The 14,083-nt window shown below is 70.2% G+C and carries 15 protein-coding genes; 8 read left to right on the forward strand and 7 right to left on the reverse strand.

Annotation, left to right across the window (positions count from 1 at the left end; genetic code table 11):
- Window positions 1-61 precede the first annotated feature (61 nt).
- The 6 genes from K1X59_RS01115 to K1X59_RS01140 form a co-directional block, all read right to left on the reverse strand.
- Window positions 62-910, reverse strand: a complete 849-nt coding sequence (locus K1X59_RS01115) for an SMP-30/gluconolactonase/LRE family protein (protein ID WP_183151541.1) — start codon at window positions 908-910, stop codon at window positions 62-64.
- Window positions 907-1,782: a hypothetical protein gene (locus K1X59_RS01120; protein WP_183151542.1), complete on the reverse strand. Its 876-nt coding sequence runs from the start codon at window positions 1,780-1,782 to the stop codon at window positions 907-909. Before K1X59_RS01120 ends, K1X59_RS01115 begins: the two co-directional genes overlap by 4 nt.
- 68 nt (window positions 1,783-1,850) lie before the next feature.
- Window positions 1,851-3,089 (reverse strand): D-mannonate dehydratase ManD, encoded by a 1,239-nt coding sequence (gene manD, locus K1X59_RS01125; RefSeq protein WP_183151543.1) that lies wholly within the window; start codon window positions 3,087-3,089, stop codon window positions 1,851-1,853.
- Window positions 3,086-3,511, reverse strand: a complete 426-nt coding sequence (locus K1X59_RS01130; RefSeq protein ID WP_220173848.1) for a hypothetical protein — start codon at window positions 3,509-3,511, stop codon at window positions 3,086-3,088. The genes manD and K1X59_RS01130 overlap by 4 nt, the downstream gene beginning before the upstream one ends.
- The gene (locus tag K1X59_RS01135; RefSeq protein WP_220173849.1) at window positions 3,508-4,275 is read right to left on the reverse strand and encodes a hypothetical protein; all 768 of its coding nucleotides are present in this window, start codon (window positions 4,273-4,275) and stop codon (window positions 3,508-3,510) included. The genes K1X59_RS01130 and K1X59_RS01135 overlap by 4 nt, the downstream gene beginning before the upstream one ends.
- Entirely contained in the window at window positions 4,272-5,051 is a 780-nt protein-coding gene (locus K1X59_RS01140) for a 6-phosphogluconolactonase (protein WP_220173850.1), read from the reverse strand. Before K1X59_RS01140 ends, K1X59_RS01135 begins: the two co-directional genes overlap by 4 nt.
- A gap of 138 nt (window positions 5,052-5,189) precedes the next feature.
- On the opposite strand from K1X59_RS01140, the gene K1X59_RS01145 reads away from it, so the two are divergent.
- From K1X59_RS01145 to K1X59_RS01180, 8 genes are all read left to right on the forward strand, one after another.
- Complete coding sequence (locus K1X59_RS01145; RefSeq protein WP_202045477.1) at window positions 5,190-6,209, forward strand: LacI family DNA-binding transcriptional regulator; 1,020 nt, start codon at window positions 5,190-5,192, stop codon at window positions 6,207-6,209.
- A gap of 44 nt (window positions 6,210-6,253) precedes the next feature.
- Window positions 6,254-6,943, forward strand: coding sequence for a Gfo/Idh/MocA family protein (locus tag K1X59_RS01150; protein ID WP_183151545.1), 690 nt, complete (start codon window positions 6,254-6,256; stop codon window positions 6,941-6,943).
- 25 nt (window positions 6,944-6,968) lie between these two features.
- Window positions 6,969-7,253, forward strand: coding sequence for a hypothetical protein (locus tag K1X59_RS01155; protein ID WP_183151546.1), 285 nt, complete (start codon window positions 6,969-6,971; stop codon window positions 7,251-7,253).
- A gap of 40 nt (window positions 7,254-7,293) precedes the next feature.
- Window positions 7,294-8,325, forward strand: coding sequence for a Gfo/Idh/MocA family protein (locus K1X59_RS01160; protein ID WP_220173851.1), 1,032 nt, complete (start codon window positions 7,294-7,296; stop codon window positions 8,323-8,325).
- Window positions 8,326-8,340: 15 nt separating this feature from the next.
- Window positions 8,341-9,204, forward strand: a complete 864-nt coding sequence (locus tag K1X59_RS01165; protein WP_183151548.1) for a Gfo/Idh/MocA family oxidoreductase — start codon at window positions 8,341-8,343, stop codon at window positions 9,202-9,204.
- Between the two features lie 233 nt (window positions 9,205-9,437).
- Window positions 9,438-10,718 (forward strand): extracellular solute-binding protein, encoded by a 1,281-nt coding sequence (locus K1X59_RS01170; protein WP_183151549.1) that lies wholly within the window; start codon window positions 9,438-9,440, stop codon window positions 10,716-10,718.
- On the forward strand, window positions 10,718-11,698 hold the full coding sequence (locus K1X59_RS01175; RefSeq protein ID WP_244632306.1) for a carbohydrate ABC transporter permease: 981 nt from the start codon (window positions 10,718-10,720) through the stop codon (window positions 11,696-11,698). The genes K1X59_RS01170 and K1X59_RS01175 overlap by 1 nt, the downstream gene beginning before the upstream one ends.
- Window positions 11,695-12,600: a carbohydrate ABC transporter permease gene (locus K1X59_RS01180; RefSeq protein ID WP_244632307.1), complete on the forward strand. Its 906-nt coding sequence runs from the start codon at window positions 11,695-11,697 to the stop codon at window positions 12,598-12,600. Before K1X59_RS01175 ends, K1X59_RS01180 begins: the two co-directional genes overlap by 4 nt.
- On the opposite strand, the gene K1X59_RS01185 is transcribed toward K1X59_RS01180, so the two are convergent.
- Window positions 12,533-14,065, reverse strand: coding sequence for a mannitol dehydrogenase family protein (locus tag K1X59_RS01185; RefSeq protein WP_220173852.1), 1,533 nt, complete (start codon window positions 14,063-14,065; stop codon window positions 12,533-12,535). The two genes, K1X59_RS01180 and K1X59_RS01185, sit on opposite strands and share 68 nt — an antisense overlap.
- Window positions 14,066-14,083 lie beyond the last annotated feature (18 nt).

The following is a 14,083-nucleotide window of genomic DNA, read 5'->3' on the forward strand; positions in this document are numbered from 1 at the left end:
CCTGTTCTGGCGCGATCGCCTGTTCCGGCCGTGAGTCGTGCGGCGCGAAGACCCGGTAGCGTCAGCCGGCGAACGGGGTGACCGGGAGGCCGCGTGCTCCTGGCCGCACGGCGAACACCGATCCGGCCTCCGTGCCGTGGTCGGCGGGCAGACCCTGTGCCGAGGTGGTGATGTAGAGCGTGCCGAGGTCGTCGTCGCCGAACGTGCACGCCGACACCTGGGGTACCGGGAGCTCGATGGCCGCGATCTGCCGACCCGATGCGTCGTATCCGTGCACGGCGCCGCCACCCCACAGTGCGACCCAGACGCTGCCGTCGGCGGCGACGGTGAGGCCGTCCGGGAGTCCCTGCTCTTCCGGGATCACGGCGAACGACCGGCGGCCGCGGAGGTCGCCCTCCACGACGTCGAACACGTCGACGCGGTGGGTCATGGTGTCGACGTAATAGGCGCGTCGGCCGTCGGGAGCGAAGCCGATCCCGTTCGACACGGTCGCCCGCGGCAGCACGGTCGAGACCTCCAGTTCGGGACCCATCCGCAGCACGCTCCCCGCATCCGGAGTCGCGTCGTAGGCCATCGATCCCGCGAGGAGGCGGCCGCGAGGGTCGCAGCATCCGTCGTTCATGCGCACCAGGGGGTCCTCGAACAGCGTCGCGACGGCATGGGTCTCGCCGTCGACGTCGTCGGCCAGATACACGGTGCGCGCGCCGACAGCCACGAGGCCGCCGCCGGTGCGGGGCCGGGCGAAAGCCAGGTACTCGTCGTCGATGTGCTGCCTGGTCACGCCGTCGGGGCGCAGCGCGAGCAGGTCTCCGGCCTCGCCGTCGACCCAGCGGAGTCCACCCCACCCCGGCCACCACACGGGTCCTTCGGCGTGATGCGCGACCGGACCGGTGACGTTGTCCGGCGTCATGCTTCTTCGCGGGGCTGCATGCGCGGCGGTGCGGGGCGCAGCGGGTGGACGATCGGCATCGGCTCGGGCTCGGGGGCGGGAGCGGTCTCCGCGGCAGGAGCGGGCTCGGCGTCGGCTGCGGGAGTCGCGGTGCCCTGCGCCGGCAGCTCCCGCGCGACCTGCTTCTCGAGCACGGTGACGGCGGCATCGGAGAGCAGGATGAGCCCGTCGAGTTCTTCGCGCACCCTCTTGTAGGCGACGTTGCGCTCCGCCTGTGTCGCCGACTCGTCGACCGCGACCTTGAGCAGCTGCTGCGCCCGTTCGAGTCGTTTGCGCTCGGGGCCCGTGAAGGTCGAGTCGCGCAGGCGCCTGGCGTCCTTCTCCGCGATCTCGAACGCGACCGCGTAGTCGCCCACGGCCTGCAGGTACTCGGTGATCTGCTGCTCCGACACCTTCGCGTCCGCGGATGCCGGGCGCAGGGCGTCTGCGGTCTTCTTGGCGCGCAGGAACGCGGCGGTCAACGGCTGGCGTCCGTCGCTCATGGCGGGGAAGGCGATCAGTTTCGCGACGTCGAGCTCGTAGTCGAGCCAGCGGGCGGTGATCTCGTCGTGCTCGGCGAAGAGTCGTGCGACGAGGTCGTTCGGGACGACGGATGCCGTGGTGTCGACGACCGAGGGGCCGCGCCGCTTGGACTGCTGGGTGAGTGCGCGCGCCTCGATCTCGGCGGTCTTCAGTTGCGCTTTCATGCGAAGGGTCTCCAGGCGGCGCTCGTGACGGCGCTTGGAACTGCGCTCCCATGCCTTCGCCGCACCGCCGGCCATCCCCATGACGGGGAAGATGAGCCACCAGTAGTTCTGCGCGAAGGTGCCGAGGCCCCGGATGAACTCGTCCATGATGGGTTCAGCCTACTGCGCGGGCACCGCGCTCCCGAGGGGAGTCCAACCCTCCGTCGATCCCGCTCTCACCAGTCGTGGACGGTGCCGTCGAGGAGGCGGTTGTACGGGAGGTACGCCTGCTCGTACGGGTACTTCCCTGCCTCGTCGACGTCGAGCTCCACTCCGAGACCGGGCCTGTCACCGGGGTGCAGGTAGCCGTCGGTCCAGGTGAACGACTGCTGGAAGACCTGGTCGGTGCGTGACCCGTGCTTCATGTACTCCTGGATGCCGAAGTTGTGGATCGACAGACCCAGGTGCATCGCGGCGGCCATGCCGACCGGGGAGATGTCGGTCGGCCCGTGCATGCCCGACTTGATCTGGTACAGCGCCGCGTAGTCGAGTGTCTTCTTCAACGCGCTGATGCCGCCCATGTGGGTGACGGCGCCGCGCACGTAGTCGATGAGCTGGTCGCGGATGATGTCCTTGAAGTCCCACACCGTGTTGAAGATCTCCCCGATGGCGAGCGGGGTGGTGGTGTGCTGGCGTACGAGCCGCAGGGCTTCCTGGTTCTCGGCCGGGGTGCAGTCCTCGAGCCAGAACAGGTCGTACGGCTCGAGGTCCTTGCCCAGCCGCGCGGCCTGGATCGGCGTCATCCGGTGGTGGCCGTCGTGCAGGAGCGGGATGTCGGGGCCGAACTCGTTGCGCACCGCCTCGAACACCCCGGGCAGGTGCGTGAGATAGGCACGGGTGTCCCAATCCTCTTCGACCGGCTTCGCGCCGCGGCGGGCGGGTTCGTGGTCGTAGCGCACGTTCGCGTCGCCGACATCCGCGCCCTGGGCGGCGATGCCGTAGATGGCCTTGAGCGTCGGCACACCGGTCTGCACCCGGATCGCCTTGTACCCCTGTTCCTGGTGCGCGCGGATCGAGTCGAACAGCTCGGGCAGCTCCTTGCCCGAGGCGTGCCCGTAGGCCATCAGTCCGTTCCGGCTCGCGCCGCCGAGCAGCTGGTACACCGGCATCCCCGCGACCTTGCCCTTGATGTCCCACAGCGCCATGTCGACCGCGGCGATCGCCGCCATCGTCACGGGCCCGCGACGCCAGTACGCGCCGCGATACAGGAACTGCCACGTGTCCTCGATGCGGGACTCGTCGGCGCCGATCAGCAGCGGCACCACGTGCTCCGTCAGATACGCCACCACGGCGAGCTCACGTCCGTTGAGAGTGGCATCACCCAACCCCGTCACGCCGTCGGCGGTCGTGATCTTCAGGGTGACGAAGTTCCGGTCGGGGCTGGTGACGATCACCTCGGCCTTGTCGATGGTCATCGGCGGCCTCCTGCGGCGGCGGTCGTGTCGGCGGCGGTCAGGTCGGTCGCGGTGTCTCCGGCGATGAGGACCTCGCGCGGAGTGATCGCGGGGTCGCCGGGGGCCCAGTCGAACACCAGCACGTCGGCGCGCGCTCCCGGGGTCCAGTGCGGGCCGTCGTCGAGGACGGCGGCGGGGGCCGTGCTCGCGAGCCGCACCGCGGTCGCGAGAGATCCGGTGAGACGCGCGACGGTGGCGACACCGACATCGAGCGTCTGGACGGAGCCGGCGAGGAATCCGGTGGACACGTGACGCAGTGCGCCGTCGTCGGCGAGGTGCACGCCTCCGCCGACCGTCGACAGCCCGCCCTCGGTCAGGGCCGCAGGAGTGGCGACGGCGTCGCTGACGAGGAAGATGCCGTGGTCGCGCTTCGCGGCGATCATGGTCGCGAGCGTGCTGTCGGGCAGATGATGGCCGTCGGCGATGACCCCGGCCGCGAGCCGGGGCTCCGCGAGCTGCGCCCAGAGATAGTTCGGGTGCCGGGGAGCACGGCGTGCGCGCCGTTGCCGAGGTGCGTGGAGAGCGTGGCGCCGGCGTCGACCACCGCGGCGATCTCGGCATCCGTCGCGTGCGTGTGTCCGACCGCGACCCGTACGCCGTGCGCGACGAGGAAGCGTGTGGCCTCGGCGGAGCCGGGGTGGTGGGGGGAGAGGGTCACCACGCGCAGGAGCCCCGGTGCGGCGTCGAGCCAGGACTGCAGCTCGGCGATCTCCGGTGGGCGGATGTGCGCGAGCGGGTGCACGCCGCGAGGCCCGTCCTGGTCCGACAGGCTCGGCCCTTCGACGTGGATGCCGGCGACGGCTCGTGAGGTCGCGGTCGACGCCCGCACGGCCTCGTCGATCGCCCGGATTCGCGCGATCATGTCGGCGGGAGATGCGGTGATCACGGTCGGGAGGAACCGGGTGACGCCGTGCTCTGCGAGCGAGCGCGCCATCGCGGCGACGTGCTCGGGCGAAGGATCCGCGGCGTTGGCGTCGCCGTCGAGGTGTCCGTTGACCTGCAGATCCACGAGTCCAGGGCCGATCCACGGCGACCCGTCACCGGGATCGGGGATCGCCGTGAGCGCGCTGATCCGGCCGTGCTCGACGACGACCTCCAGCCCTCCGGCGCCGAGCGCGTTCCGCCCCTGCAGCGTCTGGGCCGTCATCGCGCCGCCTGCGCGGTCGCGGGGAGCGGATGCAGCAGCGATGCCGCGTCGCGGTCGACGTGCACCTCGCAACGCGGGTGACGCCGCAGCACGGTGCACGGCCAGTGCGAACTGATCGGCTCTTCGACCAGCGCCCGTACCGCCTCGGCCTTTCGGGCATCCGGAACGGCGCACACGAGGTGGGCTCCGCTCATGAGTGCCGGGATCGTCAGCGTCAGCGCGTGGGTGGGCACGGCGTCGAGCGTATCGAAGCACTCGTCGTCGACCTGCTGCACACGGCTGGCGAGGTCGAGCTGCACCGTGCGCACCGGGCACGGGTCGCTCAGGTCGGCATCGGGCGGGTCGTTGAATGCGATGTGGCCGTTGACGCCGATACCGAGGCTCACGAGGTCGATGGGTCCTTCTTCGAGCAGGGCGGTGTACTCGTCGGTCGCGGCCCGCGTGCCGAGCTCGGTGCGGATGGGGTGGAAGGCGGCGGGGTGCACGATGTCGACCAGGTGCGTGCGGAGCCAGGTGCCGAAGCGCTGCGGCGCCGCGGGGTCCAGATCGAGGTACTCGTCCATGTGCAGGATCGTGACGCGGTCCCAGGGCACATCCGGTTCCGCGGCGAGGGCGCGGTACACGTCGAGCTGGCTCGGGGCGGCTGCCGCGATCATCCGTGCGGAGCCGCGGGCGGCCACGGCTTCGCGCAGCGTTCGCGCCGCCGATCGCGCGGCGGCGGCGCCCATCGCGGTGCGGTCGGGATGGGCGTGCAGGGCGAACGTCGTCGTGCTCATGATTCGCAAGAGTAATGCAACCGCTTGCAAAGTCAAGCCTCCGATCCGGATTCACCCGCCGGGTGCCGGCGGGGCGTCGGGTGTGCGCACGCGCCCCGGTCGCGCGCAGCCACGGTGCGCGGGCTTAGTGTGTGTGACGTGACAGGCAACAACAGGAAGACGACGTCGACGTCGGTGACGATCGGCGACATCGCGCGCGTGGCCGGGGTCTCGCGATCGACGGTGTCTCGCGCGTTCAGCCGACCGGAACTGCTCAATCCCGAGACCGTGCGACGGGTCAAGGTCGCAGCCGACGAACTCGGGTATGTCGTGAACCATGCGGCCAGGGCGCTGTCGACCGGGCGCTTCGGCAACGTCGCCGTCGTCGTGCCCGACATCGCCAACCCGTTCTTCCCTCCGCTCGTGCGACGGGTGCAGACGCTGGCGGACGCGGCGGGGTACGCCGTGTTCCTCGGCGACTCCGACGAGATCGCCGACCGCGAGGCCAACCTCACCTCGCGCCTCAGCGCTCAGGTCGAGGGCTTCGTGCTGGCCTCTCCTCGACTCGACGAGGAGCGCATCCGCGAGCTCGATGCGGCTCGGCCGGTCGTGCTCGTGAACCGCGACATCGACGGCCTCGCCCGGGTGCTGATAGATCCGAGCGGCGGGCTCGACGAGGCGGTCGCGCATCTGCACCGCCTCGGCCACACGCGCGTGGTGTACCTCTCGGGACCGCGGGAGTCGTGGTCGGATCAGCAGCGCAGGGCGGCGCTGGCCAGGGCTGCCGAGCGGGCGGGGCTCGACGTCATCGTGCAGGAGCTCGGCCGCCCCAGCTCGGCCGGCGGGCGCGACGCCGTCGGTGGCATCCTCGCCTCAGGGGCCACCGCCGTGATCGCCTTCGACGACGTGGTCGCCCAGGGCGTGATGGCAGGGCTGGCGCTGCGGGGGATCGACGTCCCGCACGACATCAGCGTGATCGGATGCGACGACACGCTCGCCTCCGGCACGCATCCGGCGCTCACGACGATCTCCGCGGCATCCGCGGCGGCGGGCGATGCGGCGGCGGAACTCCTGCTCGGCATCCTCTCCAGCGGCGAGCGCTCAGACGCCCGTGTGACGATCGCCACGCACCTGGTGATCCGGGCCACGACAGAGGCCGCCCGCACGTCGGGAGCCTGACCGGCGGTTGACAGTGCAACCGGTCGCATGATTCACTGTCGCCCATGCTTCGGATCGCGATCATCGGCGCCGCCCATCCGCACGTGGACTATGTGCCAGACGAGCTGACGCGCTCCGACCGCGACGGGTTCGTGCTCGTCGGGGTGCACGACCCCGACCCTGCGGTCGCCGAGCAACACGCCGCGCGCTTCGGTGTGCCGGCGTTCGGCCGCGCCGACGACCTCCTGGCCGAGGACATCGACATCGCGGTGATCGCCGGGGTCTACGGAGCGCGAGGCTCCGACGTCGTCGCCGCGCTGCATGCGGGAGCCCACGTGCTCGCCGACAAGCCGCTGTGCACCTCCCAGGCCGAGCTCGACGAGATCGAGGCCGCCGCGGCGGAGGCCGACCGCACGGTGAGCCTGCTGCTCGAGAAGCGCGGCTACCCCGAGACCCTCGCCGCGCTCGCCGTGGTCGAGGCGGGGGAGCTCGGCGACATCGTCGGCATCACCTCGTCAGGGCCGCACAAGCTCAACCGCGCTCAGCGCCCCGCATGGTTCTTCGACCCCGCGCAGTACGGCGGCATCCTGACAGACTTGGCGGTGCATGACCTCGATGCCGCGCTGCTGTTCGCGCCGGCCGACGAGGGGTCATCCGCGGCGCCGTGTCCGCACCGCTCGATGCGACGCCGGGGTTCGCGCGCTACGGCGTCGCCACGCTCACCACGCCGACCGCGGTGGTCTCGAGCGAGGTGAGCTGGCTCACCCCCAGGCATCCGATGTGCACGGCGACTACCGTCTGCGCCTGGTCGGCACGTGCGGTACCGCCGAGATCTTCTGGGCGCGCGGACGCGTCGAGGTGACGACAAGCGACCGGCCGATGCGTGTCCTCGATCTGCCGGAAGGCCGGCGCCCTGCCGAAGAAGCGCTCGACGCCTTCGCCGCCGGACGCACTCCCGAGGTCGGCACCCGCGAGTCGGTCGCGGTGACCAGGCTGGCCCTGCTCGCCCAGGCATCGGCCGACCGTGGCGGCGAGGCCCTCGCCTGGTCGCGCGACGCCGACTAGCCGACACTTCCGGCACTCACCCCCCACGACAGGAGACACCATGACCGAACCGCTGCGCATCGCGATCGTCGGAGCGGGTGTGATCGGCGCTGTGCATGCACGACTGGTCGCGACCCTCGGCGAAGACGGCGTGCTCGCCGCGGTCGTCGACGTGGAGGAGTCCCGCGGTCGTGCGCTCGCCGAACAGTACGGCGTGCCGTTCCATGTCTCCGCGGCGGAGGCGTACCGCACCGAGAAGATCGACATCGCGGCGATCTGCCTTCCCAGTGCGTTCCACGCGGCGGCGGTGATCGAGGCCCTCGAAGCGGGCGTGCACGTGATCGTCGAGAAGCCGATCGACGTGACGCTCGATGCCGCCGACCGTGTGCAGGCCGCCGAGCGGGCCACCGGCCGTACGGTGTCGGTCATCAGCCAGCGCCGCTTCCAGCCCGTGGCCTCGTTCATCCGTCGCTCGATCGACGAGGGTGCGCTCGGGCGTGTGACGTCCGGCGTCGTCGAGTCCGCGTTCTTCCGCGCTCAGGAGTACTACGAGTCGGGCGACTGGCGCGGGACGGCTGCCATCGACGGCGGCGGCGCCCTCATGAATCAGGGCATCCACGCCCTGGATCTGCTGCTGTGGATGCTCGGCAGGCCGGTGTCGGTCAGCGCCAAGACGGGTCGTCTCGCCCACGAGGGCATCGAGGTGGAAGACGTCGCCGGGGCCACGATCGAGTTCGAGAGCGGCGCGATCGGCCTGCTGCTCGCGAGCACCGCCGCATACCCCGGGCTCCCGGTGCGCCTGGCGGTGCACGGCTCGCACGGGACGGCCGTCATGGAGAACGAGGGGCTGGCCTTCTTCGCCTCGGCCTCCGCGCCGCAGCCCGAGCCCGATTCGCTGCTCGAGCGCGATGTGCCGGAAGGCTGGCTCGACGTCGACGTGGCGCATCGTCGGCAGTACGTCGACGTGGTGGGGGCGATCCGCTCGGGCGGCCGGCCCGCGATCACCACCGACGACGGACGCCGGGCACTGCAGGTCGTGCTCGCCGTGTACGAGTCGGCCCGCATCGGTCGTCCGGTCGACCTCCACGAGTGAAAGAGGATGAGAGACATGGAAACGAAGAACGTCGCGATCGTCGGCATCGAGAACAGCCACGCCGAGGAGATCATCCGCTACCTCAATGTCGAGCGTCCGGCCGGGGTGCCGGTGCGTGTCGTGGCGCTCGTCGCCGGAGAACCGGACCGCACGCGTGAGCTCGCGGAGCTCGGCGGCATCGAGCGGATCGTCGCGGAGTCGAGTGACCTGCTCGGCAGCGTCGACGCGCTGATCGTCACCTCGCGCGACGGCGCCCTCCACCGCGCGCACGCCGTGCCGTTCCTCGAGGCGGGTACGCCCGTCTGGGTCGACAAGCCGCTCGCCGCGAGTGTCGCGGATGCGCAGGCGATCGTCGCCGCGGCCGAGCGGGGCGGCACGGTGCTCACCTCGTCGTCGGCTCTGCGCTGGGTGGCCGACACCGACGCGATCGCCGAGGGGCTGACGTCGATCGGCGAGCTGCAGGCCGTCACCGTGACAGGTCCGGCGGATGCGGCGAGTCCGTACAGCGGCATCTTCTTCTACGGCATCCACGTCGCCGACGTCGCGCAGCGGCTGGTGCCCGGCGACCCCGAAGCCATCGACCTGCAGCGTCTCCCCAGCGGAGTCGTGGCCCGCTACCGGGTGGGCGGCGTGCTCGTGACGCTCGAGTTCATCCGCCCGGACGGCGACGGCCAGGTTCCCTTCCGTGCGACCGCGGTCGGCGGTCACGGGGTCGTCAGCCGTGACATCGTGCTCGGCGCCGACTACGTGCAACCCGGGGTCGATGCGTTCGCGCGGATGCTCGCGACCGGCGCCGCACCGATCCCGACCGCCCAGCTGCTCGCTCCGATCGCGGTCCTCGAGACGGTGGCGCGCGAGGGCGCAGCAGTCGCCGTCTGAGCCGTGCAACGCGGTGCAGCGAACGCGCTCTTGTGGCAGCGGATCCCGGCACCAGGCGTCTCACACTCCCCGATTTAGCCCTGGTAATCAAACAGAAACACAACCGTTACACCCTCTTCAATGAAGAAGCTATTGTAATGCAACCGTTTGCACGTTAGCGTGAGAATCGGTTGAAACACCCGTTCATCGGGCGCCTTTCGGGGCCCGTCGAGGAAGACCATGGAGGAACGAGAATGGCAAGACGCACCTTGATCGCGGCGGCCGCTTCACTGGCCGCGGTGCTGGCCGTCACCGGCTGCAGCTCCGGCGCCGGGAACGACGGAGAAGGCGACGCCGAGAGCGGAGACCTCCGCGTGTGGCTCATGCAGGATTCCGTGTCCGACGATGCGGTCGCGTGGCTCGAAGACGAGTTCGCCGCCCAGAACCCCGGCTCCACGCTGACCGTCGAGATGCAGCCATGGGACGACATCGTCTCCCGGCTCCAGACCTCGCTCGCCAGCAAGTCCGAGACGCCGGACATCGTCGAGATCGGCAACACGAAGACCGCGACCTTCGCGAACGTCGGGGCGCTCGCCGACATCTCCGACCTGTACGACGAGGTCGGCGGCGACGACCTGATCCCGAGCTTCGTCGACCAGGCGACACTCGACGGCAAGACCTACGCCTACCCGCTGTATGCCGGAACCAGCGTCGTGTTCTACCGCACCGACCTCCTCGAGAAGGCGGGCATCGCCGCACCCGAGACGCTCGACGATCTCGTCGCGGCAGCCGCGACGGTGCAGCAGGCGAACCCCGACGGCGTCGAGGGCTTCAAGGGCATCTACTTCCCGGTCGTCGATGTGCACGGTCTGGAGGGCTGGCTGTTCTCGCACGGTGCGAACTACGCCGAGGAGAAGGACGGCGCCTGGGTCAGCGGCCTCGACACCCCGGAGGCCAAGTCCGCGCTCGAGCAGATGCAGACGCTCTGGCAGAACTCGGCGCTCGGTGCGCTCGACGCCAAGGAGACCGCTGGCAACCCCTGGGTGCCGTACAACAACGGCGAGGTCGCGATGTTCTCGTACCGCGTGTTCGCGCAGGACAGCATCTCGGAAGATCTCGCTGGGGTCACCGGCGTGATGGCGCTGCCTCCCGTCGAAGCGGGCGGGGAGAGCCACCAGTTCCTCGGCGGGTCCAACGTGGGCATCGCGGCGAACTCCTCGAAGCAGGAACTCGCGAAGAAGGCCATGAAGCTCATCCTCAGCGAAGACTTCATGAGTCAGCTCGCCGAGGACTCCGGATGGGTACCGGGCAACACGCAGTACGCGTCCGCCATCCCCGACGGCATCGTCGACGCCGAGCTGCAGCAGCAGATCGCCGACACGAGCGCCCTCACCCCTGCCGCCCCGAACTGGGCGATCGTCGAAGGCAACAACATCCCGGTCGATCTCTACTCGGCGATCGCCAAGGGCGAGGACATCGACGACGTGGTCACGCGCATCGGCGCGAAGATCGAAGAGACCCTCAACGCCGACTGATGATGTCCACTCCCGTGATCGATGTCGAGGCCGCCCCCGAGGCGACCCCGCAGCAGCCCGCTCCCCGCACGCGCCCGCGTCGCGTGCGGGGGGCACTGCTCCCGTACCTGCTGATCACCCCGCTCCTCGTGGCGGTGCTGATCGCTCTCGGCTGGCCGCTGCTGCAGCAGTTCCTGATGTCGCTGCAGAAGTTCGGGCTCGCGCAGCAGTTCGGTGCGGAGCCGGAATGGGTCGGACTCGCCAACTACGGCAAGATCCTGACCGACCCGAACATGTGGGTCGTGTTCTTCCGCTCCGTGCTCTTCTGCGCCGTGTGCGCCTCGCTGTCGATGGTGATCGGGATGCTGATCGCGCTGCTGCTGACCAAGGTGAGCAGCTGGGCGCGCATCGCCCTGCAGGTGACGCTGCTGCTCGTGTGGGCCACACCCGCGCTCGTGACCATGGTCATCTGGCAGTGGCTGTTCGACGCCCGCTACGGGCTGGTGAACTGGATCCTCGCGCGCATCGGCTTCCCCGACATGGCCGGGTTCCCGTGGACCTCGACACCGATGGGTGTGTTCACGATCGCCGCGATCACCGTGATCTGGGGCAGCCTGCCGTTGATCGTCTTCATGATCTACTCCGCGTTGACCCAGGTGCCCACCGAGGTGCTGGAGGCCGCCGAACTCGACGGCGCGGGGCCGTGGACGCGCTTCCGGCACGTCACGATGCCGCTCATCACACCGGCGGTCATGATCGTCGGACTCCTGCAGATCGTGTGGGACCTGCGCGTGTTCACGCAGATCTACGTGCTGCAGCAGGCGGGCGTCTCGATCGAGGAGACCAACCTCCTCGGCACCTACATCTACCGGATCGGCATCGGCCAGGGCGAGTACGGCGATGCGTCGGCACTGGCGACGATCGTGCTGATCCTGACCCTGCTGCTCACCTGGAAGTACATCGCGAAGATGTTCGCCCAGCAGAAGGAGGCCGCGGAATGAGCGTCCCGATCATGACCCGTACGACCGACATCCCCGCGGTCGTGCCCCCGCGCTCACGCCGCACCATCGGCAGCCGCAACGACGTGCGGCGGCGCACCTGGAACGGCGTCGCGGTCGCCGCCGCGTTCCTCCTGGTGTTCCCCATCTACTGGATGGTGAACACCGCCCTCTCCGACAACGAGGAGCTCTTCTCGCGCACGCCGCGGTTCTTCCCGTTCCCGCTCAGCTTCGACAGCTTCGCGGGGATCCTCGCTGACAGCGGCTTCTGGTCGGCGCTCGGCATGAGCGCCGCGGTCACCGTGGTCGTGGTCATCGTCGCGGTGCTGTTCGGATTCTTCGCGGCCATCGCCGTGAGCCGGTTCCGCTTCAAGGGCGGCGGACTCATCATCCTGCTCGTGCTGATCGTGCAGATGATCCCCACCGAGGCACTGTTCATCTCGCAGTTCCGCATGCTCGACGGGTGGCACCTGCTCAACACGGTGGGCGGCCTGTCGCTGCTCTACATCGGCACGGTCGTCCCGTTCACGGTGTGGCTGCTGCGCGGGTTCATCCACGGCATCCCCGCCGAGCTCGAAGAGGCCGCGATGGTCGACGGGTGCAGTCGGTTCGGGGCGTTCATGCGGGTGACCCTGCCCCTTCTCGGACCCGGAATCGTGACGGCATCCGTCTTCGCGTTCCTCCAGGCGTGGAACGAATACACGCTCGCCCTCGTCGTGATGACGAAGCCGGGCAATGCCACTCTGCCGCTCTGGCTGCAGACCTTCAGCAGCGAGCTGTCGGCCACGGACTGGGCGGGCATCATGGCGGGCGCCACGCTGATCTCGGTACCGGTCGTCATCCTGTTCCTGTTCGTGCAGGGTCGCCTCGGCGCAGGCATGATGGCCGGTGCTGTGAAAGGCTGACGCCGGAGGGGGAAGAGCGCCGGTCCTGCGGGGCCGGCGCTCTCGCGTGCGGCGCGATCAGTCGACGTGGTCGTCGAGCATCCGGCGCACCTCGGGGTCGGCGGCGAGGTCGGGGGCCAGCAGGTCGAGCAGCGCGTGGTGCGGGTCGTCGCAGGATGCCCGCGTCGCCAGGTCGGTCGCGGCCGCGTCGTCGAGCGGGCGTCCGGCGACGACCTCGGCGACGACGAACTGCGTCCAGGCGGCGATCGCGACGATGCCCGCCTCTCCCGTCTCGCCCTCGGCGCGCGCGGCGGACCGGTTCGACGATGCGGGCTCGCAGCTTCAGACTGCCGTCTGCGGCGATCTGGCGCAGGTGGTGTGCGATGCGCGGGTTCGCGAAGCGGGTGAGCAGGGCCTCGCGGTAGTCGGGGAGGGCGAGGTCGACGCCGGTCCGGTGCGCGGACGGCTCGAGGCGCCGCTGGGCGAGATCCCACAGGTCGTTCACGAGAGCGGCGCATTCGGGGTCGGCGATGGCCTCGGCCACGGTCTCGTGTCCGCGCAGGGCACCGTCGTAGGCGAGGAGCGAGTGCGCGCCGTTGAGCATCCAGAGCTTGCGCTGTTCGAAGGGCTCGATGTCCGACACGAACGAGGCCCCGGCATCCTCCCAGCGCGGGCGTTCGGCGCGGATGCGTCCGCTCAGGATCCAGCTGTGGAAGGGCTCGGTGACCACCAGCGCCTCGTCGTGGACGCCGGTGCGCGTCGCGATGGCGTCGACGTCGGCGGGGGCGGTGCGGGGCGTGATGCGGTCGACCGAGGTGGTCACGACGTCGACGTGCGCGTCGATCCAGGCGCCGAGCAGCGGTGACGTCAGCGAGGCGAGGTCGGCGAGGGCCGTCCGCAGCGCGGTGCCGTTGTCGTCGAGGTTGTCGCACGGGATCAGGGTGATCGTGCTGTCGGGGAGAGCGCGCCGTCGGGCGTCGAGCGCCCAGAGCAGCCGAGCGGGCATGGACCGCAGGACGCCGTTCTCGACGGCTCCCGGCACGTCGTCGTGGTGATCGGCGAGGGCTCCCGCCAGTGCGCAGATGTCGGCCGTGACGTCGGGGTCGGCGATGTCGAGGCGGCCGTCCGTCCGGCGGCGATAGCCCTTCTCGGTGACCGTGAGCGTCACGACCGCGACCTCCGGGCGCGTGAGGTAGTCGCGCAGCGCGTCTGTGTCGCCGCCGTCGTGCGCGGCGACGATGCTCTCGACGGTCTCGAGCCGATCGCCGTCCGGGCCGCGGGTGAGCAGCGTGTAGACGTCGTCCTGCCGCTCGAGGGTCTGGGCCGCTTCGGGTGAGCGCCCGGTGAACGCGGCGATGCCCCACTCCCGCCGGGCGTCCGCGTGTGCGGTGTACCAGGCCTGGTGGGCGCGGTGGAAGGCGCCGAGTCCGAGGTGCACGATGCGGACGGGCGCGCGAGGGGCGGTGCGGTGGGGACTGTCGTGCACGGGGCTCCTCGGCTGGAT

Source organism: Microbacterium sp. Se5.02b, assembly GCF_019464375.1.
GTDB lineage: Bacteria > Actinomycetota > Actinomycetes > Actinomycetales > Microbacteriaceae > Microbacterium.